Annotated in this window: 23 protein-coding genes; 12 read left to right on the top strand and 11 right to left on the bottom strand. The window is 55.3% G+C overall.

Annotation, left to right across the window (positions count from 1 at the left end; genetic code table 11):
* The 8 genes from HED22_RS06225 to HED22_RS06190 form a co-directional block, all read right to left on the bottom strand.
* Complete coding sequence (locus tag HED22_RS06225) at positions 1-831, bottom strand: heme ABC transporter ATP-binding protein (protein ID WP_167720202.1); 831 nt, start codon at positions 829-831, stop codon at positions 1-3.
* Positions 828-1,895: an iron ABC transporter permease gene (locus tag HED22_RS06220; protein WP_254869823.1), complete on the bottom strand. Its 1,068-nt coding sequence runs from the start codon at positions 1,893-1,895 to the stop codon at positions 828-830. The genes HED22_RS06225 and HED22_RS06220 overlap by 4 nt, the downstream gene beginning before the upstream one ends.
* A 14-nt stretch (positions 1,896-1,909) precedes the next feature.
* A complete protein-coding gene (locus HED22_RS06215; RefSeq protein WP_167720200.1) occupies positions 1,910-2,767 on the bottom strand; it encodes a hemin ABC transporter substrate-binding protein in 858 nt (285 codons plus the stop codon).
* Between the two features lie 7 nt (positions 2,768-2,774).
* The gene (locus HED22_RS06210; protein ID WP_167720198.1) at positions 2,775-3,857 is read right to left on the bottom strand and encodes a hemin-degrading factor; all 1,083 of its coding nucleotides are present in this window, start codon (positions 3,855-3,857) and stop codon (positions 2,775-2,777) included.
* Positions 3,858-3,916: 59 nt separating this feature from the next.
* Complete coding sequence (locus tag HED22_RS06205; RefSeq protein ID WP_167720196.1) at positions 3,917-5,980, bottom strand: TonB-dependent hemoglobin/transferrin/lactoferrin family receptor; 2,064 nt, start codon at positions 5,978-5,980, stop codon at positions 3,917-3,919.
* Between the two features lie 118 nt (positions 5,981-6,098).
* Positions 6,099-6,266, bottom strand: coding sequence for a hemin uptake protein HemP (hemP, locus tag HED22_RS06200; protein WP_167720194.1), 168 nt, complete (start codon positions 6,264-6,266; stop codon positions 6,099-6,101).
* 201 nt (positions 6,267-6,467) lie between these two features.
* Positions 6,468-7,721 carry an MFS transporter gene (locus HED22_RS06195; RefSeq protein ID WP_167720192.1) on the bottom strand — a complete coding sequence of 418 codons (1,254 nt, stop codon included), beginning with the start codon at positions 7,719-7,721 and terminating at the stop codon, positions 6,468-6,470.
* A gap of 74 nt (positions 7,722-7,795) precedes the next feature.
* Positions 7,796-8,428: a LysE family translocator gene (locus HED22_RS06190; protein ID WP_167720190.1), complete on the bottom strand. Its 633-nt coding sequence runs from the start codon at positions 8,426-8,428 to the stop codon at positions 7,796-7,798.
* A gap of 429 nt (positions 8,429-8,857) precedes the next feature.
* Between HED22_RS06190 and HED22_RS06185 the strand changes: the two genes are divergently transcribed.
* From HED22_RS06185 to HED22_RS06130, 12 genes are all read left to right on the top strand, one after another.
* Positions 8,858-9,091 carry a hypothetical protein gene (locus HED22_RS06185; RefSeq protein ID WP_167720188.1) on the top strand — a complete coding sequence of 78 codons (234 nt, stop codon included), beginning with the start codon at positions 8,858-8,860 and terminating at the stop codon, positions 9,089-9,091.
* A 382-nt stretch (positions 9,092-9,473) separates the two neighbouring features.
* Positions 9,474-9,770, top strand: coding sequence for an SCP2 sterol-binding domain-containing protein (locus tag HED22_RS06180; RefSeq protein ID WP_052657683.1), 297 nt, complete (start codon positions 9,474-9,476; stop codon positions 9,768-9,770).
* A gap of 33 nt (positions 9,771-9,803) precedes the next feature.
* Entirely contained in the window at positions 9,804-10,472 is a 669-nt protein-coding gene (locus HED22_RS06175; RefSeq protein ID WP_167720186.1) for a DUF6134 family protein, read from the top strand.
* A 55-nt stretch (positions 10,473-10,527) separates the two neighbouring features.
* Positions 10,528-11,838 carry an OmpP1/FadL family transporter gene (locus tag HED22_RS06170; protein ID WP_167720184.1) on the top strand — a complete coding sequence of 437 codons (1,311 nt, stop codon included), beginning with the start codon at positions 10,528-10,530 and terminating at the stop codon, positions 11,836-11,838.
* Between the two features lie 96 nt (positions 11,839-11,934).
* Entirely contained in the window at positions 11,935-13,626 is a 1,692-nt protein-coding gene (locus HED22_RS06165; protein WP_167720182.1) for a long-chain fatty acid--CoA ligase, read from the top strand.
* Between the two features lie 104 nt (positions 13,627-13,730).
* Positions 13,731-14,135, top strand: coding sequence for a MerR family DNA-binding transcriptional regulator (locus HED22_RS06160; RefSeq protein WP_167720180.1), 405 nt, complete (start codon positions 13,731-13,733; stop codon positions 14,133-14,135).
* Positions 14,136-14,180: 45 nt separating this feature from the next.
* Positions 14,181-15,317: a thiolase family protein gene (locus HED22_RS06155; RefSeq protein WP_167720178.1), complete on the top strand. Its 1,137-nt coding sequence runs from the start codon at positions 14,181-14,183 to the stop codon at positions 15,315-15,317.
* Positions 15,317-17,641 (top strand): 3-hydroxyacyl-CoA dehydrogenase/enoyl-CoA hydratase family protein, encoded by a 2,325-nt coding sequence (locus HED22_RS06150; protein WP_167720176.1) that lies wholly within the window; start codon positions 15,317-15,319, stop codon positions 17,639-17,641. The genes HED22_RS06155 and HED22_RS06150 overlap by 1 nt, the downstream gene beginning before the upstream one ends.
* Positions 17,642-17,663: 22 nt before the next feature.
* Positions 17,664-19,448 carry an acyl-CoA dehydrogenase C-terminal domain-containing protein gene (locus HED22_RS06145; RefSeq protein WP_167720174.1) on the top strand — a complete coding sequence of 595 codons (1,785 nt, stop codon included), beginning with the start codon at positions 17,664-17,666 and terminating at the stop codon, positions 19,446-19,448.
* Positions 19,449-19,503: 55 nt separating this feature from the next.
* On the top strand, positions 19,504-20,034 hold the full coding sequence (locus tag HED22_RS06140) for a thioesterase family protein (RefSeq protein WP_167720172.1): 531 nt from the start codon (positions 19,504-19,506) through the stop codon (positions 20,032-20,034).
* 62 nt (positions 20,035-20,096) lie between these two features.
* A complete protein-coding gene (locus tag HED22_RS06135; protein ID WP_167720170.1) occupies positions 20,097-20,903 on the top strand; it encodes an enoyl-CoA hydratase/isomerase family protein in 807 nt (268 codons plus the stop codon).
* A gap of 22 nt (positions 20,904-20,925) precedes the next feature.
* Positions 20,926-21,819 (top strand): NAD(P)-dependent oxidoreductase, encoded by an 894-nt coding sequence (locus tag HED22_RS06130; RefSeq protein ID WP_167720169.1) that lies wholly within the window; start codon positions 20,926-20,928, stop codon positions 21,817-21,819.
* Positions 21,820-22,090: 271 nt separating this feature from the next.
* Here HED22_RS06130 and HED22_RS06125 read toward each other — a convergent pair whose 3' ends face one another.
* The 3 genes from HED22_RS06125 to HED22_RS06115 form a co-directional block, all read right to left on the bottom strand.
* On the bottom strand, positions 22,091-22,570 hold the full coding sequence (locus HED22_RS06125) for a hypothetical protein (protein WP_167720167.1): 480 nt from the start codon (positions 22,568-22,570) through the stop codon (positions 22,091-22,093).
* A gap of 137 nt (positions 22,571-22,707) precedes the next feature.
* Positions 22,708-24,825, bottom strand: coding sequence for a glucans biosynthesis glucosyltransferase MdoH (gene mdoH / locus HED22_RS06120; protein WP_167720165.1), 2,118 nt, complete (start codon positions 24,823-24,825; stop codon positions 22,708-22,710).
* 57 nt (positions 24,826-24,882) lie between these two features.
* On the bottom strand, positions 24,883-26,601 hold the full coding sequence (locus tag HED22_RS06115; protein ID WP_167720163.1) for a glucan biosynthesis protein: 1,719 nt from the start codon (positions 26,599-26,601) through the stop codon (positions 24,883-24,885).
* Positions 26,602-26,627 lie beyond the last annotated feature (26 nt).

Below are 26,627 nucleotides of genomic sequence, written 5' to 3'. Positions count from 1 at the left end.
TCAGGCTGATTGGCTGACTAGAACGACTCCGCCCGCGGGGTCATTGATCGCCCTGATCGGGCTTTTAAACACCGATGACAACAAATCCGGTGCCATGACGTTTGTTACCGGGCCTTGCGCGACAACCTCGCCGGCGGTCAGGATTGCAACCTGATCGGCATAGGTCAGGACCTGATTGAAATCATGCAGGATCATCAGGACCCCGACGCCATGCTCCTTGGCTTCACGCCGGGCAAGGGCCAGAACCGCATGTTGATGAGACACATCAAGACCGGCTGTCGGTTCATCAAGTAGCAAAAACCGCGCGGCAGATGTTGGATCGTCGTCCTCGCTTGCGCCGCTTTTGCCGGTGGCATCCTTCATGCCCCAAAGCTGCACCAGCGCACGGGCCAGATGAACACGCTGTTTCTCGCCCCCTGACAAGGCCGGATAGGCGCGATTTTGCAGATGGGTGATGTCGGCAAGCTCAATCGCGCGACGCACCTGTTTCTGATCAAACTGGCGAGTCGAAACCTTGCGAAACGGGGCACGGCCGAGTGCGACCACATCAAACACCGTAAAGGGAAAGGTCATCGAAGCGGCTTGCGGCATCACCGCACGTTCCTGCGCCAAATCAAGGGCGGAAATGCTCGAAAGAGGACGACCGTTCTGAACAACCGTGCCCCCGCTTGGGGAAAGCTCGCCCGCCAAGACCTTCAGCAAGGTAGACTTCCCTGCACCGTTCGGACCAAGGATGGCCAGCACTTCGCCCGGCGTTACCACGATCGAAACATCACGCAACAGATAACGTCCGCGCGCTTTGAAATCTGCCTTGTGCGCCATCAGGGTCATAGGCGACGCCTTTTCTTTTCAACGATCAGAAGCCCGAGGAAAAACGGTCCGCCGACAATGCCGGTAACAAGCCCGATGGGCAGTTCAGCCGGAAGGACAATGATACGGGCCACCGCATCTGCCGCGGTCAGAATGATTGCCCCGCCGATTGCCGATGCTGGCAGGACGTATCGGTTATCGGGCCCGGTTGCCAGACGCACCAGATGCGGCGCAACCAAACCGACAAAACCGATGATGCCAGAAACCGCCACCGCCGCCCCGACAACAAGGGCAGTGATCACCGTGGCGCGACGTTTAAGATGTTCGACCTCAACACCAAGATGGCGTGCCTCGGCCTCACCTAGCAAAAACAGATTAAGCGGGGTTCCAAGCCGGATCAGATAGGCAATGCCCAACACCATGACGATCAGGGCGGGCATATCGGTCGGCCCATTGCCCGAAAGAGCGCCCATCTGCCAAAAAGTCAGGCTGCGCAACTGGGCATCGTCGGCCATATAGGTAAAGACGCCCACACCGGCAAAGGCGATGGCATTGATCGCAACGCCAATCAGCAACATGATCGCCGCATCCGTCCGACCGTCCTGACGTGACAGAATGCTGATCAGCACCGTCGCCAGAACCGCACCGCCAAAGGCCGCCACCGGCACGCCATAAGGCCCGAAGGCCGCATAGTAACTGCCCATTATCAGGTGACCTGCGACAATCATCGTCACCGCCCCAAAGGCGGCACTGGCCGAAACACCAATGATGCCGGGATCGGCAATCGGATTGCGAAACAGGCTTTGCATTACGGCACCGGCAAGTCCCAACCCGGCCCCAATGACGATCGCCCGCAGGATGCGTGGCAGCCGCAAACTATCAAGAATGCGGGCGTCAAAGGCGTCAATGCCGACCTCGGTTACGCCGATGCGTTGCCCAAGATGAACAAACACATCCCCGACCGAAATCTCGACCCCGCCCATGCCAAGCGACACAACGGTGGCAGCACAGAGCCCGACCATCAAAAGGATCAAAAACAGTGCCGATCGGTTGACCGGTAGCTGCATTTGCAGTGCTGCAACCATCTGTTTCACAGCGATCACGATCCCTGTTCTGCCTTACGAAGATGGTCGGCAAGCGCACGGATTTCCGCGGCTGATGACGGGCCAAAACCAAGAATGGTCGATGCGGAAATGGCAAGTACCCGACCATTCGCCACCGCCTTGTTCAAACCAAGGACCGGGTGGGCCTGAAGCCCTTCAATCCCGCCCAACTGATCGATGGTTGACTGCGTTACCAGCACATAGTCGGATGCGTCAGATGCAATCACCTCGGGCGAGACGGGCTTGAAGCCATCAAAGCCCGCCATGCTGTTGGCCCCGCCGATCATGGTGATGATTTCGTCGGCCGTCGTTTCCTGCCCGGCTGATAACGGTTTGCCATGACCGACCGCCATAAGGAACACGATGCTTGGCCGATCAGCGCCATCATTGTCCTGCAATTGCGCCAGATCATCCTGCACCCGGTCAGAAAGTAGCTTTGCCGCATCCCCCCGACCAAGCGCATCCCCCGCCATCGCAATCGCATCAGACAGGTTTTCCATCTTTGCAAGCGACGGCAGAATGACAATCGGAATGCCAAGGTCGGAAAGCTCGTTCAGAACCACATCCGGCCCGGACTTTTCCACACCGACGATCAAGTCCGGCTTGAGGCCAATGATGCCTTCGGCCGCCAGTTGGCGCATATAGCCAACCTTTGGCAGGGTTGGCACAGGGCCGGGTCGGGTGCTTGTGCTATCAGTTGCAATCACGCTGTCGCCAGCGCCAAGCGCAAAGACGATCTCGGTCGCGGGTGCCCCGACAGTGATCACACGCCGGGGTTTGCCATCGGCAATGGCGGGCATGTACAGCCCGACAATGCCTATGATCGCCAAAATAAATCCGGTGAAATGACGCATGGCCCGATTACTCCGCCACTGCTGCCATAGTGTTTTCCAGACGTGGCAAGCTTTCAGCCAGCTTCTGCCAATCGGGATTTTCCGGATCCTTGCGTTTGCGTTCCCCACAGAAGATCGCGAAATTGTTCAGATCACGGTCATAAAGTTCAATGGTGGTTACCATGCCTTCGCGGATCGGTTTGCGTACAATCCATGCCTCAAAAACCTGATCCATGCGCAAATGCAGGGTAAAGGTCGGATCCATAATGTTGATCCAGTCGCCCATTTCGCGAATGGTCTTGATCGGACCCGTATGGATCTGGATGGCACCACTGTTGCCAACAAAGACCATGATCGAAATACCGCTTTCAGATGCCTTTTCAAGCAAGGTCTTCAGCGCATCCGCACTCAGCCGTTCGGCAAATTCCGGCCCGGCCAGGCGCATGCCTTGCTGACGACCAACATTAAAGTCCTTGAGCATCCCGTGATACTGATGGACGTCCGTCATCCGGCGCCAATGTGCACGCAGGTTTTCAACATCGACATCCTGATCAGGAAGCGTGACCGGTTTTGGAAGTGATGGCAGGACGTCGATTCCCGGCGACTGATTGTCGGCCTTGAAATCATTGACCAGTTTGTCATAGGCGGCTTCATCGGATTGGTCGGTCAGGAAAATCTTGTGAATGGCGCATCCGTCATGACCGAAGATCTGGAAACTGCGGCGGCGTCCTGCGCGCGGGTTGTTGGTTTCAACGGCAAATCCATGTCCCCAACGCCCAAGGAACAGGCGCAAATCAACATCGTGATTAAGCACCAAGCCCATTTCACCATTGATGCTGACCTTGCCAAAGGTCCCGGTCTTTTCATGCACCACACTGGGATTACGCGTCAGGATCTTGACCTGACCCAGTTCTTCCAACCGGGGAATGAAATCGTCCCAGCCAGCATCAAGGCGCACGACATTGCTGCCAATACCAGCAGCAACCAGTTCTCCCTCGCTCAGGCCCAGTTCAGCAGCGATATCCACGGCATATCCATTGGCCTCACCGGTGGAAAAGGCCTTCCAGGCTTCCGTGGCATTTTTGAAATTGTTCAAAGTATTCTTGGTCATGGCGTTTGGTTCTCCATACAGAACAGACGGCGCGCGCTAACGCGCCGTCCGGCCCCGTTTTAGAATTTCATGCTTGCGGAAATTTTGAAGTTGCGACCCGGCTCATAGATGATCGCATCACTGGTGCGGTAGGTCTGATCAAGCAGGTTGTCGATACCGGCATTAACCTGCAGACCATCGACATACTCATCAGCATCCCAGCGGGCGAACAGATCAAGACGGGTATATCCACCACGATCTGCGGTATCGTCGGGCATACGGTCCTGCTTGGCGACCATGGTTGCACGCCCGCCGAGTTCAAGCCCGTAATCCATCAAACGATACCCGCCTGACAGGCTCAGCTTATCGCCCTGGATGTTGGACAGGTTTTCCCCGGTTTCACTGTTTTCACCGCGCAGAATGGACGCTGCCACCCCGGCAAAGACAACGCCGGTATCGTAATTGACATCTGCCTCAAAGCCCTTGATTTCGGCTTCTGGCAGGTTGCTGCTGGTTGTGGTTCCGGTAAAACCACCGGTCACACTTTGTTCGATGTAATCGGTGATCTCGTTTTTGAAGACAGCAACCTTCGCCCGCAAGCTGTCGCGGCTGGTAAACAGCTGATCGGCCTTGAAGTTCGTACCGAATTCCCAGGTCTTTGCCTTTTCCGCATCAAGATCGGGGTTCGGAACAAACTGGTTGTTCCCGAAGTGAATGCCATCATTGTAAAGCTGCGTCAGGGACGGGGCATTGAAGGCTTCCGCATAGCTGACATAGGGCTGCATCCAGCTTGTCAGGCGATAGCTTGCCGAGAAACGCGGCGAAATCGCATCATCCGTGCGGCTGCTGCCACTGTCAGAAGACAGATCGAAGCTGTCATACCGTATGCCTGCTGTCAGTTGCAGCGCATCGGTCACATCAAGCTGATTATCGATATAAAAACCCGAAATCAGCATGTCGGCATCAGGGAAAAGTCCCGGCGTCGGCGCACCGTTACGGCGCCCTTCCTGACTGTCTTCGAAGACCTCCCCCCCAAGCGTGACCGCAAGATCGGTCGATCCAAGCTCGAAACGGGCGGTATTGCTGCCTTCAGCGCCAAGGGTGACGAGATCGCGTTCATCCAGTCGAGTCTGGCTCAGACGGCTTTCATGGATGTTGGTGTTCATGCCATAGACATTGACATTGGCATCAATCAGGTCGCTGCCATCCGAATAATAATCGAACCCAAGCACACCGGTGGTCTGTCTGGTTTTACGTTTAACGATCACGGTGGTGGAACCCACCGCACTATCAGGCGAGGTCGGCAGGATGTGATGGTCAGCATAACGCTGCAACATCAAGTGGACATTGCCGGTATCACCAACATCGACGGACCCCTTGAACAACCCGTTGATATAGTTGTCATCGGTGTATTGTTCTTTGAGGCCATCACCGGTTTCATAGTTGCCGCTGTTCAAATGTGACAGCGACACCAGAACATCGGAACCTTGCGTCGGCTTTGCATAGGCCATGGAATTAAGCGTCAAAGCGCTGTCAACCGATGCGTAGCCGGTTTTGAACCGCGCACCAACGCGTTCACCATTTTCAAGCATGTCATCAGCGGTAACGGTTTCAAGCGCAAGCACACCGCCAAGTGCCCCCGTACCCTGCATCGTTGATGCCGGACCACGGAACACCTCAACCTGTTTGAGGGTTTCCGGATCAAGGAACAACCCGCCCTTGTGACCGGACCGGAAATTGGCGCGCGCACCATCAAGACGGATTACGACACGGTCATCGGTCAACCCGCGAATGCTCGGCATCTGGGCAGTTGCGCGTGGCCCGCCAGACGTTTCAACACCCGGAAGGCTGCGCAGGATATCGCCAAGATTTTGCGGCTGATAGCGATCAAGTTCCTCGTCATCAATGATCGAAATCGACGCCGGCGCATCAATGGCGGTGGTTCCGACCTTGCTTGCGGTAACAGTAACCGTATCAAGTACGACCGCAGTTTCATCCGCAGATGCATTTTGGCCGTCGGTGGCGTCGGTGGTCTGGGTGTCGATGGCGGGCTGGGATGCCGGTTCCTGAGCGTGGACGGCAACGCTGAGCGCGAGCGTGGAAACTGTCGCCAGAAGAAGGCGCACAGAAGTGGTTCGAACCATAATGATTCCCCTGTAAGGCAGCTTTAGCTTTGGACCGATTTCGGCTGGCTGGCTGGCTTGTGCAGGGCACTGGCGCGCTGGCTGGCAAATGGTGTGATGTGAGGTGGCGTTTGAACGCCTATTTGGTCAGGATCAGTTTGTTGTTTGATGTCAGGCGCAATCTGTATTCTTCCCCCTGATGGATAATGATGACTTCGCGATCATCGCCCATCAGTTCCTGCACCTGCATCTGTTTCACCGTGTCGGACTTTCCTGCAAATCCCGGTTCTTCTGCGATGTGGGACATCGCGAACTCCTTGCTGGGCTGAACGTTATTAATAATGATTTGCATCTCTTAGAGTTGTTGCGAATGCAAGTCAAGTTCATTGTTACAAGAAAAATGGCAGTGGTGATAAAGGTCACGTCATAAGAAAAGGGCGCTCATTGCAATCAATGAAACGCCCTTATCCCGGAATGCAAATGTGTCTTTGCAAATGTGCAGGGTCTATTAAGTTCCGATTTTGGTGGCCGATCCGGCCCGCATCGACGCAATAAGCTGGATGGTCACGACCGCGAACAGGAAGTACAGCGCGACCTGCCAGTCGCCCAGAAGGTCGTGCAATGCCCCGAACAAAACCGGCCCAATTGCGGCAAACAGATAACCCACAGACTGAGCCATGCCCGACAGCCGTGCAGAGGTCTGCGGATCGGCGCCGCGCATGCCCACAAGGGTCAGCGCAATACTGATCATGCTGCCTTGACCAAGCCCCATGCACACCGCCCAGACATACGGCAACTCGGTGGTGGCAAAGACAAAGCCCGGAATGGCGATGATCAGCGGGATATGAAGAACCAGCATCGCCAGTTTCTTGTTGGCAATTTTTGAATAAATCAATGGCGCGCCAAAGGCCGCCGGAATGCCAAACACGTTAAACAGGGTCAGAAGCGTCGCCGCTTCAGCTTCGGAAATCCCGTGATCGATGAAGACTTTGGCGACCCAGGCCGTGCCGGTATAAAACATCAGTGACTGACAACCAAAAAACAGTGCCAGCCACCAGGCTTCGACATTTTTCCACAGCGATATGCGCGCAACCGGTGACGGCACAGGTCCGGTATGGCGATACCGCAACATCGGCAGCCAGCAGATAAACGCAATGGCGGCAAATACCGCCCATACTCCAAGCGACCAGCGCCAGTCACCGTCAGCCGCATTTCGGATCGGGATCGAAATGAATGCAGCGATCGTCGCACCGCTGGACATGGTAAAGGTATAAAGCGCTGTCACCAGTGCCACATGGGTCGGGAAACTGCGCCGTACCAGTGACGGGGTCAGAACGTTTAAAACAGCAATCGCGGCCCCCAGAATGATGGTGCCGATCACCATGATGTCATAGGCGCCACTGGCCCTCAGCCCCTGCCCGATGGCAATGAACAGCAGCATGGTCAAAAGTGTCGCTTCCAGACCAAACTTCTGCCCCAGACGCGGCGCAAACATCGACAGCACGCCAAAGCTCAGAACCGGCAGCGTCGTTAGCAAGCCAAGCTGCGTGCCTGAAAGTGACAGGTCGGTACCAATAATTTCCGCCAGCGGCCCCAGTCCGACAATACTGCCACGCATATTTGCCGCCAGAAGCAGGATCGCCAGTAAAAATCCTATATGTGCGCCCAGATGATGGAAGCCGCGCCCGGTGCCAGAAGCCGGGGCCCCTGCCGTTGACGTGCTGTCAGAAGGGTTCGTTTGCGGGGCGGTCTTGTCAGTCATTTCGATGATCCGTGTTATGTCGCGATGGTGGCGCAAACAGAGGTTGGGTTCTCAGTAGTTCGGCAATCCCGGCACTAGACAGCAACAACACCCCACAATACGCGAAGCGCAATCAGCACAAACAGAACCGCAATGATACGCTCTATCCAAGCGGCGTGATCGCGCAACCAAGGCAAAACCGCCCCATGCGACAATCCGACGGCCACCAGACAATACCAGGCCGCATCAATCGCAGCAGCAGTGAAGGCAAGAAGGAACTTGCCGCTCCATTCAAATTCGGGAGATACGAACTGGCTAAACAAGGCCAGAAAAAACAACGCGATCTTAGGGTTCAGGAAGGCAATCATGAAGCCATCACGCGCAGCCTGAACAACCGAACCGGATAGCGCCCGCCCCCCTTCGACATTGAACTTTGACCCCGATCCGGCAGCACGCCATGCCTTGATCGCAAGCCAGATCAGATAGAGCGCCCCCAGTATACTGACCGTATTGTGAAAGACCGGCACCGTCTGAAAGAGAATGCCAAGGCCTGTCATGGTGATGACGGCGTAAAAACCAATCCCGAGCCCATGAGCAAGCGCACAGGCAAATCCGGCCTGACGGGATTGCCCGACGGAATAGCGCAGAACGACAGCCAGACTGGGGCCTGGCGTCATTGCACCCAGAACGCAAATGGTTGCAACCGACAACCAGGCGGCAAAGCTCATGACGTTTCCTTTTGGTGGCAAAGGTTCAAGCCTGCTTTGGAAGGCCCAAAGCTATCTGCTTGCCAGAACTGTTTCAACCGAATTGAATTCTGGCGATAAAGCGCAGCTGTCGCCGCCAAACCAATGTGATTTCGCGTGAAATACGGGATTGAAGCATATCGCGAAGGGAAATCGTCCCCTGCTGATACCTTTTTGCACCGGAAATGGCCGATCAGACATTATTGAGAACCAAACAACAGACGAAAGACCGTTTCCAAGCGCCCAATCCCACTTCAGAAGATCTTTCTGGCTGCCATGTTATCGACATAACTGCCCCAAACCCTCCCCATTGCCGTCAAAGTGCTTCCCATTTTCTCTCGCATGCTCTTTTACCTCAAAAAGGTCCATAAATAACCAAACGATAAGAGCAAACGCGAAGGGATAAGAGAGATGCGAAAGACAGCCACAATTCTTGCCGTTGCCGGGGCATTGGGACTGTCCGCCTGCAGTGGATTGAATGACCGCGACCAAAAAATGCTGAGTGGCGGCGCCATTGGCGCCGGTGTCGGCGCGGTCGGAACCGTGATCACTGGTGGCTGCGTCACATGTGGTGCCGTGATTGGCGGGGCCGTGGGTACAGGGGCCGGTTACATCATGCATGAAAACGAGCAAGCCCGAAAATAAACCCGGATTCGGGACAGAGCTGAACCGCACGTTCAAGCGCGACAACGTTTTCATTACGTGCTGAAGACCAGATATACCCCAAAGCGGCGAAAAACCAGGGGTTCTCAGCTTGCCTGTCATCGCGCATGCCAAACCCCGGACCTGCCACCTGTGATTGTTACTAGGTTGGCATTCAGACCAGACCCTACACCTCAAATGCCCGGTATATCCGGGCATTTTTTGTGGTCATTTGGCAAAATGTTCAACATTGAACCTTTTAAAATTCAATGTCTTAATGGTTGTGTATTTTTCCCTTTCGTTATTTGTTTTACGTTAACGTCACTTTGTATTAAGGTCCTGTCATAACCAAAACAAGAATACCAGCTGACTGAGGGAGGCGTTCGTGGATGACATCCTCGAAACCGTAAAAGAAAAACTGCCGCAACTGCGCGGCTTGAATGCTGTCGTTGCCTTTGATTGCGGCGATGACGGGCATATCGTTGTGGATGCCACCGGCGATGAACCGGAAATCAGCGACGATGATCTGTCCGATGCCGATTGCATTCTCAAGATCAAGAAAGCCAACCTCGAAAAACTGATCGCCGGAAAACTTGACCCGATGCTTGCCTTCACCATGGGCAAACTGAAGATCAAGGGCTCCATGGGCGTGGCAGCAAAGCTGTCATCTATGCTCGACTGAGTTGGTCGGAATGATCTGTTGTATGGGGGAAACATGCGTAATCGCATCGCAAAAGGCAGCATATCGGCCCTGATTGCCGGCTTTGTGATCCAGTGTGCCACCACGTCGCTGGCATTTGGATTGGAAACACTGAATTTCCGCGTGCTTAAGGACGGGGAACCGATCGGTTATGAAAAGGTCGAGATCACGCCGACAGTAACCGGCCGAACCGTTGAGGTCGAGACACTGACAGATGTACGGGTACTGTTTCTAAGATTTCATTACGATCATCAGCGCACCGAACAATGGCAGGACGGCAAGCTGGTTTCGGTAGAGACCATCACCAATGATAACGGCACGCACTACACCTGGCAGGCCAGCTATGACGCCGATTGTTATGTGCTTTCGGGCAAGGGTGTCGGGAAACGTGATGCCTGTGACGGCGCTTGGCCTTTGACCTTGTGGCATGAGGATGTCACAGGCAAAACCGATCTATTTAGCGTCATCAACACCGATCCCTATCGCGTCAACACACAGCGGGTCGGGGAAGAAACCGTCATGGTCGAAAGCCGGGAAACACCGGCAGTCCATTACAAAATGTCTGGCGATGTCGACCGGGACCTCTGGTACGGCATTGACGGAAAACTGCTCAAAACAAGTTTTAAAAGGAAAGGTTACGACATCGATTTTATCAGGGTCGATGCGATAAACCTTCAGCAATAAAAGCGGGCGTTTTGAATCACAGATTTGAAGCGTTACAAGATTAAGGGAGAAACGAATGTCCTACTTCAGGAAGGGCTGCCTCTGGGGAGCAGCTTCAGGCACCGCACTTCTATGCGCACTTGCCAGTGTTGGTACCGCGCACGCATCGGGTTTTCAGGTCCGCGAAACCAGCGGCACCCTGCAGGGATCAAGCTTTGCCGGCATGACCACACTGTCCACCGACGCATCCACCATGTCCTATAATCCGGGCACGGTTGGCCAGTACAAGGAAACCAGTTATAGCGCGGGGATCACGGTCATTCGGCCCGTGGCCAAGGCAACCAACACAGTTGCAACCAACGGCGCGCGCACGGTGATCGCACAGACCGGCGGTGGCTACAAGGATATGGCGCAAGATGCTGCGGTACCAAACGCACATGCAGTCTGGAAGCTAAACGATCAGATCAATCTCGGCGTTTCGATTACCGCTCCTTGGGGCCTCGTTACTGATAACGATTCAGACTTCGCCGGTCGTTTCTTTGGCACGACTTCAAAAATCAAAACCGTCAACATCAAACCCGTTGTCGCTTATCGTTTTGACAATGGCTTGAGCATCGGTGCAGGACCGCAGGTTCAACGATTTGAGGCTGCCCTTAGCAAAGCCGTTCCGTCACTTGGTGGCGCAGTCGGAGAGGGCAACTCAACGGTCGAAGGTGACGACATCGGTTACGGTTGGACTGCCGGGATGAACTGGGAACTCACGAACACCACCCGTGTTGGTCTTTCCTACATTTCCGAGGTTGAACACAAACTCAAAGGCGACATCACCTTCGACAGCGCCGCAAAGGGCTTAGCCACCCCCTGGATCGACCGCAAAACAACTGCCAAGATCACCACGCCGGAGTCCATTGCTTTTGGCGTTTCGCACGACCTGTCTGATCAATGGACCGTCATGGGTGACATGCAGTGGACCAACTGGAACTCGGTTAGCGACCTTGTCTTTAACTACAGTGGTCTGATTAATAATGCTTCGGCAACTACAGGCAGTACGACTGAAAACTATCAGTGGGGGACTTCGTGGTTTGGTGCCCTTGGTGCGCGTTACCAACACAACGAAAACTGGTCCTTCACTGGCGGCGTTGCCTATGATGAGACCCCAATCAAAACCCGTAACCGCAATGTGCGGCTACCGGATTCCGATCGCTACTGGGTTTCGCTTGGCGCCACATACAAAGCTGCTGACTGGGCCGATGTGACACTGGGTTACACCCACATCTTTGCAGATGAAGCACGGGTAGATCATGCCTCTTCGGTCGTAGGCAACTATGCTGCCGACTACGAAGCACATGTCGACATCCTAGCACTCCAGGCGAAATTCAAGTTCTGATCTGGTATACTGTCCGATGCGGGGTGCCATGGCGCGCTGCATCGGGCTCCCTTTTTTTGCCCGCAAAGTGACGTTAACGTAATGGAGTTAACGCAAGTGAACAAAGTAAACGTTCAAGATTCCCCGATCCTGCGCGATGGCGTTGATATCAGCTCGCCGGTGAAAACACGTCCCGTGCATGAAATCTTCGACAATGCGGCAGCCCGGTTCCCAATGCGCCCGTGCGTGGATTTTCTCGGTCGGATTTATGATTACAAAACCATCGCCGAACAGATTGATCGCGCGGCTGAAGGCTTCAAACAGCTTGGTGTGCGCAAGGGTGACAAGGTCGGGCTGTGCCTGCCCAATACGCCCTATTATGTGGTCTGTTATTACGCGATTCTGAAATGCGGCGGTGTGGTGGTTAACTTTAACCCGCTCTATGCCAAGCGCGAGATCGCCTATCAGATCGAGGATTCCGGCTGTCGCCTGATGGTGACGCTGAACCTGAAACAGATCTATCCCAAGGTTGCGGCCTGTCTGGATGAAACCTGCCTGAAGCGGATTGTTGTTTGCGAAATGAGCAGCATCTTGCCGCCGGTCAAGAGTGTGCTGTTTTCGCTTTTCAAGCGCAGCGAATTGGCCGAGGTGCCAGCAGATCTGCGTCACATCCCCTATTCGCGTGTCATCGGCTGTAAGCCGATTGATCGTGTGGTGGATATTGATGTCCATGATCTGGCGGTCTTGCAATATACCGGCGGCACTACCGGGCGACCGAAGGGCGCGATGCTGACCCATGCCAACCTGAGTGCAAATGTTGATCAGCTGACCCGCTGGATGCCGGATGCCAATCCGGGCCACGAAGTAACCCTGTGTGTGTTACCGTTCTTCCATGTCTTTGCCATGACGGTTGCTCTGAACACTTCGGTCAATTTGGGGGCGGAACTGGTGCTGCAGCCGCGCTTTGAGCTGAATTCCCTGATCAAGGCGCTGGACAAGAAAAAGGTCACCATCTTCCCGGGTGTTCCGACAATCTATACGGCGATCAATAATTCACCGGAAACACTCAAATACGATCTGTCGCATATCCAATGCTGCATTTCCGGGGGTGCACCGCTGCCGGTTGAAGTCAAAAACCGGTTCGAGGAAATTACCGGTTCCAAGGTGGTTGAAGGATACGGTCTGTCTGAAGCAAGCCCAGTTTGCACCTGCAACCCGCTAAAAGGGGATAACAAGGAAGGCTCGATCGGGCGCCCCCTGCCAGGCACCGAAATCGAAATCCGATCCCTCGACCGTCCGCAACAAGTCATGCCACCAGGTGAAAAAGGCGAAGTCTGCATTCGCGGACCGCAAGTCATGCCCGGTTATTGGCAAAACGATACGGCCACCGATGAAGCATTTGTCGATGGATGGCTAAGGACCGGTGACGTTGGCTATCAGGATGCGGATGGCTACACATTTCTGGTCGACCGCCTGAAAGACGTCATTTTGTGCAGCGGTTACAACGTCTATCCGCGCGCCATTGAAGAGGCACTTTATCTGCATACCCAGATTGCCGAAGTCACCTGCATCGGGGTGCCCGATCAATATCGCGGGCAGGCCCCCAAGGCGTTTGTTCGCCTGAAAGATGGCGTGACGGATGTGACCGCCGAAGACTTGCGTGCATTTCTTGATGACAAGATTTCAAGAATCGAGATGCCGCGCGAAATCGAAATCCGCGAAGAACTTCCCAAAACCATGGTCGGCAAATTGTCGAAAAAGGAACTGGTCGAGGAAGAACGACAAAAAAGGGAAGAAAATACGGCTTAGTTGCAATGCGTTAGCGTCACACTACACACACAGAAAAAATATGAGTGACGTTAACGTAAACTAATTGACGTTAAGTGAAAAATAGATACCATAAAGGGCGAACAATGACCAAAATTGACGAACGGTTTTATACCGTTCCCGAACTGGCCGACGATCTTGGCATCACGCCGCGCACCATCCGGTTTTACGAGCAAAAGGGGCTCCTAAACCCGCAACGTGCCGGCACGACCCGGGTCTATACCCGACAGGATCGCGCCAAATTGCTCCTCATTTTGCGGGGCAAGCGACTGGGCTTCAGCCTGAAAGAGATCGCGGATTATCTCGATCTTTATGGCGCAGACCCAACCCAGGCAGAGCAGATCAAGATGCTTCTGGAACGCGTTCGGGAACGGATTTCTGACCTCGAAGAACAGCGTCAGGCACTGGACGTCACTTTGGATGAACTGCGCGACATCGAACAGCAATCGGTTGATGCGCTTGAAGAAAAAGGACTCGATCCGGCACCGTAACAAGTTTCCCGGATCAGAGGACAGCTCAGGAAGGAAGACAAAGCCATGACCAACGCCGTAATTGCCGGATATGTCCGGTCACCGTTTACCCCGGCCCGCAAAGGGGCCCTTGCCAAGGTTCGTCCTGACGATCTTGCGGCACAGGTCGTCAAAGGTCTGGTCGAAAAGACCGGTATTGATCCCAATGCGATTGAGGACCTGATCCTTGGCTGCGCCTTTCCGGAAGGCGAACAGGGTTTTAACGTTGCTCGCCTGATCACCTTTATCGCTGGTCTGCCCCGCTCAGTCGCAGGTGTTACGGTCAACCGGTTCTGTGGATCTTCCATGCAGTCGATCCATCAGGCCGCTGGCGCAATTGCCATTGGTGCGGGTGATGTCTTTGTCTGTGCCGGTGTTGAAAGCATGACCCGTGTTCCGATGATGGGCTTCAACCCGCTGCCCAACCCGGAACTGTATAAAGCCATGCCCGAAGCCTATATGAGCATGGGCGATACGGCCGAAAATGTTGCCGCCAAGTACAGCCTGACGCGCGCCGATCAGGAAGCCTTCGCGGTTGAAAGCCACAAACGTGCCGCAGCAGCGCAATCTGCTGGCAAATTCAGCGATGAAATCATCCCGATCCAGACCAAAGACGGTGTGGTGTCCGAAGATGGCTGCATCCGCGCAGAAACCACCGCCGAAAGCCTTGCCGATCTGAAACCGGCCTTCAAGGAAGACGGCGTTGTTACCGCAGGTACTTCTTCGCCGCTGACCGATGGCGCGTCGGCCGTTCTGGTTTGTTCCGAAGAATATGCCGCCAAAAACGGCCTGACCCCGATTGCCCGTATCAAGTCGGTCGCAGTTGATGGTTGTTTGCCGGAAATTATGGGCATCGGCCCGGTCGGCGCATCTAAAAAGGCCCTTTCGCGTGCTGGTTTGACCTCGGCTGACATTGATGTCACCGAACTCAACGAGGCCTTTTCCTCCCAAGCGATGGCAAGCATTTCCGATCTGGGTCTGGACGCTGCCAAGGTCAATATTGATGGCGGCGCGCTGGCGATTGGTCACCCCTTGGGTGCGACAGGCGCGCGTATCGTTGGCAAGGCGGCCGCAATCCTCAAACGTGATGGCGGCAAATATGCGCTGGCATCCCAGTGCATTGGCGGGGGTCAGGGAATCGCGACCATTCTGGAGGCGATGTAATGACCGAATTCAAACAGGTTGCCGTTATCGGCGCCGGTGTTATGGGGGCTGGGATCGCTGCCCATATCGCCAACTCAGGGACACCTGTCCTGCTGCTTGATATCGTTCCCGAAGGGGCCAAAAACCGCAATGCGGTTGCCGAAGGTGCGGTCGCCAAGATGCTGAAAACCGATCCGGCGCCGTTTATGTCCAAACGGGTCGCGAAACTGATCACATGTGGCAATATCGAGGATGACCTTGATAAAATCGCCAAATGCGATTGGGTGATCGAAGCCGTCATTGAACGCCTCGATATCAAACAGGATCTCTATCGCAAGATTGACGCAGTACGTGCCAAGGGATCGGTGGTGTCGTCAAACACATCAACCATTCCGCTCGCTACCCTGATTGACGGGATGGATGAAAGTTTTGCGCAGGACTTCATCATCACCCACTTCTTCAACCCGCCGCGTTACATGCGCCTGCTGGAACTGGTTGGATCAGACGTCACCCGTGATGGCGTGATTGATGCGGTTGCCGATTTTGCCGACCGCAAACTGGGCAAAACCTGTGTCACCTGCCATGACGAACCGGGCTTTATCGCCAACCGTCTGGGTGTCTACTGGATTCAGGCCGCCATGGTTGAAGCCATGGACCGCAACCTGACGATAGAAGAAGCCGACAGTGTCATTGGCCGTCCGTTCGGCATTCCCAAAACCGGCGTCTTTGGCCTGATGGATCTGGTGGGTCTTGATCTGATGCCCCATGTGCAGTCCAGCATGGCCGGCCTTTTGGACAAGTCCGATCCGTTCCACGCGATCTACCGCGAAAGCGAACTTGTCAGCAAATTGATTGCCGATGGCTATACCGGTCGCAAGGGCAAGGGTGGTTTTTACCGCCTGAACCGCGAAGGTGGCCAGAAGGTCAAGGAATCGGTTGATCTGCAAACCGGTGAATTTGCCAAATCCGAAAAAGCCCGGCTCGGCAGTGTCCGCGCCGCTGGCAAAGACCCGCGCAAGCTGATGGAAGCTGCTGACAAGGGTGGTCAATATGGCCGCGCTGTCATGGGCAAGACCCTTGCCTATGCTGCCTTTATTGCCGAGGCTGCCGCCAAGTCCATCGTCGATGTCGATGATGCAATGAAGCTTGGCTATGCCTGGAAAACCGGGCCGTTTGAGTTGATTGATGCCATTGGCGTTGATGCGCTGATTTCGATGCTGGAAGAGGACGGCGTTGAAGTCCCGGCCTTGCTGAAAAAGGCAGCTGGCAAGTCGTTCTACAAGGTCGAAGATGGCGATCTTTATTATCTCGGCTTTGATGGCGACTACACCAAGGTCACCCGCCCGGATGGGGTCATCCTGCTTGAAGACATCAAACGCAAATCCGAACGCGTCGTCGGCAACCGCGCCGCATCGCTTTGGGATATCGGCGATGGCGTTGCCTGCCTTGAATTCCATACCAAGATGAATGCCCTTGATGCAGATGTTCTGGGCGCGATCAAGACATCGATCCGGACTGTCAAAAAGCAGTTCAAGGCGATGGTGATCTATAACGAAGGCAGCAATTTCTCCGCTGGGGCAAACCTTGGACTGGCATTGTTTGCCGCCAATATCGCCGTATGGCCGGAAATCGAAAACCTGGTTGAAACCGGTCAGGAAACCTACAAGGCGTTGAAATATTCACCCTTCCCGGTGGTCGGTGCCCCCAGTGGTCTTGCCCTTGGCGGCGGCTGTGAGGTCCTTCTGCATTGTGATGCGGTTCAGGCGCACGGCGAAACCTATATCGGGCTGGTTGAACCCGGTGTTGGTCTGATCCCGGCTTGGGGCGGGTGTAAGGAAATGATCCGTCGTTGGGCGGAAAATCCGAAATTCGTCAAAGGCCCAATGGCGCCAAGTGCCAAGGCGTTCGAGATCATCTCGGTCGCGACCGTTGCCAAATCGGCAATGGAAGCCAAGGAAAACCTGTTCTTCCGCGAAGGCGACGGCATCACCATGAACCGCAATCGTTTGCTGGCCGATGCCAAGGAACGCGCATTGTCGATGGTCGAAGGTTACGAAGCGCCCGAAGAATTCACCTATCGCCTGCCGGGCGAAAGTGCGCGGGTGGCCTTTGAAATGGCTGTCGATGGGTTCCATCGTCTTGGCAAGGCCACCGATTATGACCGCGTTGTTGCAGGTGAACTGGCAAAGGTTCTGGCCGGTGGCGATACCGACGTGACTGAGGAACTGTCCGAAGACGACATGCTTGAACTCGAACGCGAAGGCTTCATGCGTCTGGTCCGCAATGAAGGCACCATGGCCCGGGTCGAGCACATGTTGCTGACCGGCAAGCCGTTGCGCAATTAACCGGTCCAGGAGGAAACAGAAAATGGCTGAATATAAAGCACCCTTGCGCGATATGCGCTTCGTCCTGACCGAACTGTTTGATTTCAACGATATCAATCAGATGCCCGGTTGCGAGGATTTCACCCCTGATGTCGTTGACGCGGTTCTCGAAGAAGCCGCCAAGGTCTGTGAAGAGGTCCTGTTCCCGATCAACCGGTCGGGCGACGAGGAAGGCTGCACGTGGGATGACGGGGTCGTTACGACACCGAAAGGTTTCAAGGAAGCCTATCAGACCTTTGCCGAAGGCGGCTGGACGGGCATCGCCTGCGATCCAAAATACGGCGGTCAGGGCGCGCCGAAATCGATCAATGCACTGGTCGAGGAAATGATTTGTTCGACCAACCTGTCCTTTGGCATGTATCCGGGTCTGTCGTTTGGCGCCTATGCGGCGCTACACAGCCACGCATCGGATGAACTCAAAGACAAGTTCCTGCCCAAAATGGTCGATGGCACCTGGTCAGGGACCATGTGCCTGACAGAGCCGCATTGCGGAACCGATCTTGGCATCATCAAAACCAAGGCAGAGCCGCTTGGCGACGGGTCCTACGCGATTTCCGGCACCAAGATTTTCATTTCCGCCGGCGAACATGACCTGACGGAAAACATCATCCATCTGGTTCTGGCCAAACTGCCTGATGCACCGGCGGGAACCAAGGGCATCTCGCTGTTCCTTGTTCCGAAATTCATGGTCGGCGAAGACGGATCACTTGGAGATCGCAACGCGGTCAAATGCGGTTCCATCGAACACAAGATGGGGATCAAGGCATCCGCGACCTGCGTGATGAACTTTGATGGCGCTGTCGGCTATCTGGTGGGCGAACCCCATCAAGGCATGCCCGCCATGTTCACCATGATGAATCAGGAACGGTTGTCGGTTGGCATTCAGGGTCTTGGCCTTGGCGAGGCGGCCTATCAGGGCGCACGTGCCTATGCCAAGGATCGCCTGCAGGGCCGTGCCCTTACGGGTGCGAAATCCCCCAACCAACCGGCGGATTCGATCATCGTGCATCCCGATGTCCGTCGCATGTTGCTGAGCGCGAAGGCCACCAATGAAGGTTGCCGGGCAATGGGCATGTGGGTTGCACGTGAGCTTGATACCGCCAAGCATCACGAAGACCCGGTCAAACGCGAAGAGGCCGACGAGTTCGTTCAACTGATGACCCCGATCGTCAAGGCACTGTTCACCGATTGGGGCTTTGACAACACAAACACCGGTGTTCAGGTCTTTGGCGGGCATGGCTATATCCGCGAATGGGGCATGGAACAGTATGTCCGTGATGCCCGTATTGCCCAGATTTACGAAGGCACGAACGGCATTCAGGCCCTTGACCTTGTCGGGCGTAAAATGCCGTCCAAGGCCGGGCGTTACCTGCGCCGGTTCTTCCATCCGGTGCAGGAATATATCGAGGCCAACGTTTCAAACGGTGAACTTGGCGAATATGTCCAGCCGCTTGCAAAGGCTTTCATGCGCCTGCAACAGGCAACCGGTGAGCTGGCCCAGCGCGGGATGAAAAACCCCGATGAAGCAGGCGCCGCTGCGACCGAATTCCTGCGTCTGTTCGGTCTCGTTGCGGTTGGCTTCATGTGGGCCCGCATGGCGGAAATCGCGCTGGCCAAACAGGGCGATGATGAAGACGGGTTTTACAAGGGCAAGCTGATCACGGCCAAGTTCTATATGGAACGCGTCCTGCCGCAATCAGGTGCCCTGTTCAGCCAGATCATGTCGGGGTCTTCGACCATGATGGCCCTTGACGAGGAGTTGTTCTGATCATGGCTATGGGCCGCATCCACCAAGAACGGGCATCCAAGCACGGAGTTTTGTCGTGAACCTGATTTTCCGACTGGTCCGTGTGGTGATCCTGTCCTTGTTGCGGCCCCGCCTGCACCCGCTTGATCCATCAACCCTGCATTTTCGGGCATGGCCGCTGGATCTTGATATCAACGTGCATATGACCAATTCACGGTATTTCGCGCTGATGGATCTGGGTCGAACCGAACTGATCATGCGCAATGGCATCGCCAGTCAAATGCTTAAACGCAAATGGCAGCCGGTTGTGTCGGGATCGACCATGCGGTTCAAGCGTGCGATCAAGCCGTTTCAGAAATTCGCGCTCGAAACCCAGGCCCTCTATTGGGACGACAAGGGGTTTTATCTTGAACAGCGCTTTGTCTCTAAGGGCAAAACACTCGCCCTTGGCGTGGTCAAGGCGGTCTTTGTTGGCCCGTATGGCATCGTAGCACCCGAGGATATCTGTCGGATGGTCGGGGCAGATGAAACGTCCCCTTCCATGCCCGATTGGCTTTCCGGGTGGCCCGATATGGAAACCGCGATTGAAGCCCGACTGGCGATTTAACACACTGCAACAACCGGAAAACCGGGGAAAAATGCGCCAAAAACCGCGCAGGAGGAAACACCATGGCATCGGAAGACGCCGTACTGCTTAACATCTCTGATGCGGTCGCAACCATCACGCTGAACCGCCCGGATCGCATGAATGCGCTTGATCAGGCGATGGTCACTGGCTTGTCCGCCGCAATGGACAAGATCGAAGCCAACCAGTCTGACATCGGCGCGGTCATTATCGAAGGATCGGGCGGCACCTTCATGGCCGGTGGCGATGTAAAGTTCTTCCATCAGATCAGTCAAACACCGCCAGAAGAAGCCCGCCCGATGATCGAGGACCTGATTGGCCGGGTTCACGACATCATCTTGCGCATCACAGCCCTGCCCTGCCCGGTGATCGCCAAACTTGAAGGCGCGGTTGCCGGATTTGGCCTCAGTCTGATGAATGCCTGTGACCTGGCCGTTGCCGCCGAGGATACGGTTTTCACACTGGCCTATATTCATATCGGCACCTCGCCCGATGGCGGCGCGACCCATTCACTAACGCGTTTGGTCGGCATGAAACGTGCCAAGGAAATCGCCTTGCTTGGCAATCGGTTCAGCGCCGAGGAGGCCCATGATTTCGGCCTGATCAATCAGAAGGTACCCAAGGATCTTCTGGCCTCGGTCACTGCCAAATATGCCAGCCGCCTTGCCACCGGCCCGCGTGATGCAATCGCCCGCACAAAGGCGCTGCTGAATACGGCACCGGAGGCCGACCTGAAGACGCAACTGCAAGCCGAGGCCAAAGCATTCGCCGACAGTGCTCTCAGTGCTGATTTCCGCGAAGGTGTTGCCGCCTTTGTCGAGAAACGCAGTCCCGATTTCGGCAAATCATAAAAAGAGTTCAGGGAAGAATTTGATGACGAGTCTTAGAGGCAAAACACTGTTCATCACCGGCGCATCACGCGGGATTGGTAAGGAAATAGCCCTGCGTGCGGCGCGCGATGGTGCCAATGTCGCGATCATTGCCAAAACCGATGAACCCCATCCCAAACTGCCCGGGACCATCCATAGTGCCGCCGCCGAGATCGAGGAAGCCGGGGGTAAGGCACTGGCCCTTAAGACCGACATTCGCGATGAAGACCAGATTGCCGCGGCGGTGGCCAAAACCGCCGAGACGTTCGGCGGGATTGATATTCTGATCAACAACGCCAGCGCGATCAATCTGACCCCGACCCTGCAAACCCCGATGAAACGGTTTGATCTGATGCATCAGGTCAATACGCGCGCCAGCTTTGCCTGTGCGCAGGCCTGCCTGCCGCATCTTCTGAAATCGGACAATCCGCACATCCTGACGATGTCGCCACCGCCCAACCTGTCGCCGCAATGGTTTGCCAATCACACCGCCTATACGATTTCGAAATATGGCATGAGCTTGATCACCCTTGGCCTGTCTGCCGAATTTGCCGATGAAGGCGTGGCTGTGAATTCGCTTTGGCCGGTCACGGTGATTGAAACCGCAGCACTGAACATGATCCCCGGCCTTGAACAGGGCCGTGCCCGCACACCGCAAATCATTGCCGATGCGGCGCATGCGATCCTGACCGCCCCTGCGCGCGAGGTTACGGGTGGTTTCTTTACCGATGAAAGCGTGCTTGAGGCCATCGGCGTGACCGATTTCGAACAATACAACCTGACACCGGGCAAAGCGCCCTATCCCGACTTCTTCCTGGAACTTGATCGCAACGGCAAGAACGATCCGCACGTTGCCAAACTGCTTTCGAAACTGGGCCGCTTTCACAAAGCAGCCTGACCGTCATGGCGCCGGGGAAGTGTGTGCTTCGGCGTCTCGTAGGGGCCTGATTTTACGGCTGTGGATGATCTGCACTGGAAATCGGGCTCTCTCGCCCGCTGAACTCAACCCGCCCTTTGTGGCGGGTTCTTTTTTTGCCCAAAGCCTTGCAAATCGCACACATAAAGGCACCGCCACAGGGGATAATGGCGGTGCCGCCTTCGCATTAAACGCTAGACGTTGAGGGATATGATGAAAAAGCGTGAAGCGAAGGAATGGTTATTTAAAGGGTTCAGGAAGCCTGACGTTCCAGTGACTGACGCGGCATTTCACAGGCAACAAGGCCCGGTGTCGGCAACATCATCTGTACTGAAAGTGCTATCGCGAGGTCACGGTGATCGCGTTTCGCATCGAGGAAATGCTCCGACCAGATCCCGTCACGGTTGGCTGACAGAAACGCACAGCGCAGCATCGAAAAACGGTTCGACCCAAAACAATCATGTTCGCCTGTGATCTGTGAAAGCCAACCGGCAATCGCGTCATGGGCGGCCTGATCAAGAATGTCCTGCATGCTGGCCCGGTCATTGGCCGCAATGCTGTCTTCTGCCAGCGCGTCACGCAGGGCATTGATCATGCGCTGACTGGCCTGCGGGGCATTCACACCAAATGAACGCAGCCACGCACCTGCCGTATCTTCGATCAGGCGCGTCATCGCAGCAGATTCAAATGCGGCGTAGGTGAAACCCTGTTTTGCAACGGTCATGTCAGTCATTCGTGTGGCCCTCCGGGCAATAACCAATCAGCGATTTTTAACGCTTCGTTAAGCATGAAGATCGCTGAAAAAACGCGGGATATTTTGCTCGAATCTGGGCATTTTTGTGGCGCAGGAAATCTTTTTAAAACAAACCACTAGTTCGCGGTTGCCGGACCTTCAACCGCTAGGTGATCACGCCCTGCCATGATCTGATCAAGCGGTTTGACCGGCCATGACAAAATCAGAAGCTTTTCATCGCGTGTCAGGCTTTCCACACCCAGCCTAGCAAGCTTTTCATAGATGATGCCGATTTCAATCGCGGTACGGGCATCGGGTTTGCGTACCGGCAACAGGGCCGAATGCAGCGCATTGGCATAGGGATCTTCGATCAGGCGCAACAACCCGTCTTTGACATCGTCATCACCGCCTTCGGCATTGATGCGGTCAAGCGCACGAAGTTCATCCGGACTGTCATATTCTTCGGGGGTAACAAAAAGCTGCATGCGCCTTGCTGCCTTTCCGATGGCAAGGCTGCTGGAATAATGCGTCAGCCACGGCGACAGAATGAGACCAGCCAAAATCGGCGACAGCCACCAGAAAAACGCCGTATCAACAAACACGGCAACCGCCCCCCAGATCAGACCGATCACAATGATGGTGCGATGGGTTTTAAGGGCGGCCTTGAACGGTACCCCGGCATCATCACGTTCCTGCGCATCCCAGCCAACCTGATTGCCGGTCAGAACCGAAAACACGAACTGGGAATGCAGCATCATCATGATCGGGGCCTGCAAGGCCGAGTACAGGGTTTCAAGCAGGCCACTGGCCAGCACCATCACCCCGCCATACTGCTTGCGATCACGCCCCAGACATACCATCAGGATCGAAATGATCTTGGGCAGAACCAGCATGCCGATGGTAAAGATCAGCAACACCAGCATCTCAAAGGATCGATCCACTGGCCATTGCGGGAACATGGTGAACTGACCGGGGAAAAAGCTGTAGGTCAGCTGGGTGTTCTGAAGTGTCGCAATTGTCGAGCTCAGCAACAGCAAAAGCCAAAGCGGCGATGACACAAAGCTCATCACACCCATAAAGAAATGCAGACGGCTGAGCGGCTTGAAACCCGGTGCGACCATCAGACGCGCATGCTGCATATTGCCCTGACACCAGCGACGGTCGCGGATGGCAAAATCAATTAGGTTGGGCGGCAATTCTTCCCAGCTGCCTTCAAGTTGCGGGATCAGCCAGCACCGCCAACCGGCCTTGCGCATGAAGGCGGCCTCGACGAAATCGTGGCTCAGAATATGACCGCCCATCGGCGGCTTGCCCGAAAGCACCGGCAGGCCGCAGCATTCAATAAACGCCTTGGTGCGAATAATCGCGTTGTGGCCCCAATAGTTCGAACTGCCCATGCACCAGAATGACAGGCCCGCTGACATCGTCGGGCCATGCACACGTGAAATGAACTGCAAGATACGGGCAAACAGGGTCTGACGGCCGGTCGGCTGCGGCGGACTTTGGATGATCCCGGCATCCGGGTTGTTTTCCATCAGATAGGCCATATTGACCATGGCCTCGCCGGACATGACGCTATCGGCGTCAAAGACGATCATGTGATCGTAATTGGCAGCATAGGTCTCACAGAATTCCTTGAGGTTACCGGATTTACGTTCGGTATTTTCCGCCCGGCGGCGGAAGAAGATCTTGCCGCGCGCATTCAGATCCGAACACGCCTTGGCCCATGCCATTTCCTCGGCAATCCAGATATCGGGATCGCGGGTGTCCGACAACACAAAGAAATGAAACGCATCAAGTTCCCCGGTCGCGGCCAGACTTTCGTAACTGGCGCGCAACCCGGCAAAGACGCGGTTGGGGTCCTCGTTATAGACCGGAATCACCACAACGTTTTTCGACCGCAAATGACCTTTGCGCGTGATCGGTTTGAGGCGCTTGAGCGTGATGGCATCCAGTTTCAACCCGCGTAAGACAAGCCCGACAATCCCGGTAAAGAACGAAAGTGAAATCCAGGCAAAGTTGATGGTAAAGAACGCCACCACCACCATTTCCATGATGGTCAGCTGGTCCGCCCCCAGAACGTCGGCCATCAGCCAGGCGGCATAGGCGGTCGCTGCAATCGATGCCCCGAACAGGAAAAACCGCCGGGACCCGACGCCGGGCCCGCGCAGTTTGACCGTCGGATCACAATGGGTGTCATCAAGGCCGTTTGCGGGGATAGTCCCTTTTGATGTGGTGTTGGCGGCTTCTGTCATCTGGCTCATCCGGGCTTGTTTGTTTCTTGCAATCGATGGCACGTGATCCCAACAGGATCAGAAGGCCCACGGCATGGTCCAGGTCTCGCTCAGGACCTTGTCCTGATACAGGATGAAGGCCCGAAGGTTGCTTGACGTGGCATCACCGGTATTGACCAGATCAAAGGTCACGCGCACACCGCCATTTTCGGGATCAGGCAGGACACGGACATTGCGGATATCCCCCTCGGATGTGCTGATATCAGCGCGCAGGTTCTTGGCATCCTTGGTGAAATAATCCAGATCACCACCGGCAAAGTTCAAAACAAACCGTGTTCCGGCCTGATCGTCATCGCCTTGGCTTGCCAGACGTTGAATTCGGGTGTCGGTTGCCTGCGCCATACCATGAAGGCCCGTGCCGTCACGGGTCGCGGTTACACTATATGCGACCTGCATTTCACCACCTGCGACCGGTTTGGTTTCCGGCACCCAATAGGCAACGATATTGTCGTTGGTTTCCGACGGGCTCGGGATTTCGACCAGCTCGATATGGCCCTTGCCCCATTTGCCCTTTGGCGTCACCCAATAGCCCGGCTGCTGGTCAAAGCGCCGTTCGAGATCCTGATAATGATCGAAATTGCGATCGCGCTGCAAAAGGCCAAACCCGATAGGGTTTTCATCGAGGAACGAGCTCATCTGCAGGTCTTCCGGATTATCAAGCGGGCGCCACAGCCATTCGCCGCGTCCGTTATTGATCAGAAGCCCGTCGCTTGAATGGACTTCGCCGCGATAGTCATCAAAGAACCGGCGGCGCTGTTCACCAAACAGGAACATGCCATTCAGCGGCGCAATGCCGATCTTCTCGACCGCGTCGCGGAAAAACAGGTGAGCCTTGATATCGGCCTGACTGCGCGTACCCGGCGTAATATCAAACTGATAGGCACCGGTGACCCGCGCGCTATCAAGCAGGGCATAAACCGTAATGGTGTTGCTGCCATCCTTGGGCTCGACAATCCAGAATTCGCGAAAGACCGGGATTTCCTCGCCAGTCGGGCCGGCAAGATCAACCGCAAGGCCGCGCGCCATCTGCCCAATCGACTGACCCTGCCCCTGAAGGCGGAAATAGGATGCGCCAAGAAAACGGGTCAGTTCATCATTGCTGGTGACATCCGAAAGTGGATATTTCAGGCGGAACCCGGCATAGTTTTGCGTGGAGAAATTATTGCCCGACAGGCCGGTCTTGCCGAAATCAAACAATCCGGCCGAATACGGAATGACCTGAACTTCACCGTCACGCACCAGATTGATGGTGACCGGCACATCATACATGCTACCCGGATGAAACAGCTCCAGACTGAAATCCGTCTCGGCCGGGTTAAAGAAGGCACGCTTCGATTTGAAGCGGATCTCGGCGTAATCCTCTGCGCTTAGTCCCGAAAGGGATTCAGACAGTTCGCGATGCGGATTTTCAAATGGCTGTTTGGCCAGATTGCGTGCAAGCTCGGTCACCATCGCCGGATCAAACATCACAGGCTTGGAAACATTGGGCTGTTTCGGCAAATCTGGTTGATCTGTGGGCGCGGCATCCGCAGTCACTTTTTCTGACGGGCCCTGGCTATCTTCTGCGTTTTCGCTTGGCGCTATTTGCGCCGACGGCGCCACAGTTGCCGGGGCCGGATCACTTTCCTGTGCATGGATGGTCGCCGCCCCGCCGATCATGATCAGTGCGGATGCAGCGGCACCCAAAAGAACACGCCTGAGGGGCAGCTTCATGTGCTGCTGGAAATGTTGCGTCATGCTCTTATCTGCTACCAACCGTTGGA

Source organism: Thalassospira sp. HF15, assembly GCF_011806525.1.
Lineage (GTDB): Bacteria > Pseudomonadota > Alphaproteobacteria > Rhodospirillales > Thalassospiraceae > Thalassospira.
The sequence above is the reverse complement of the archived record's forward strand: the minus strand, read 5'-3'. Positions and strand labels throughout refer to the sequence as shown.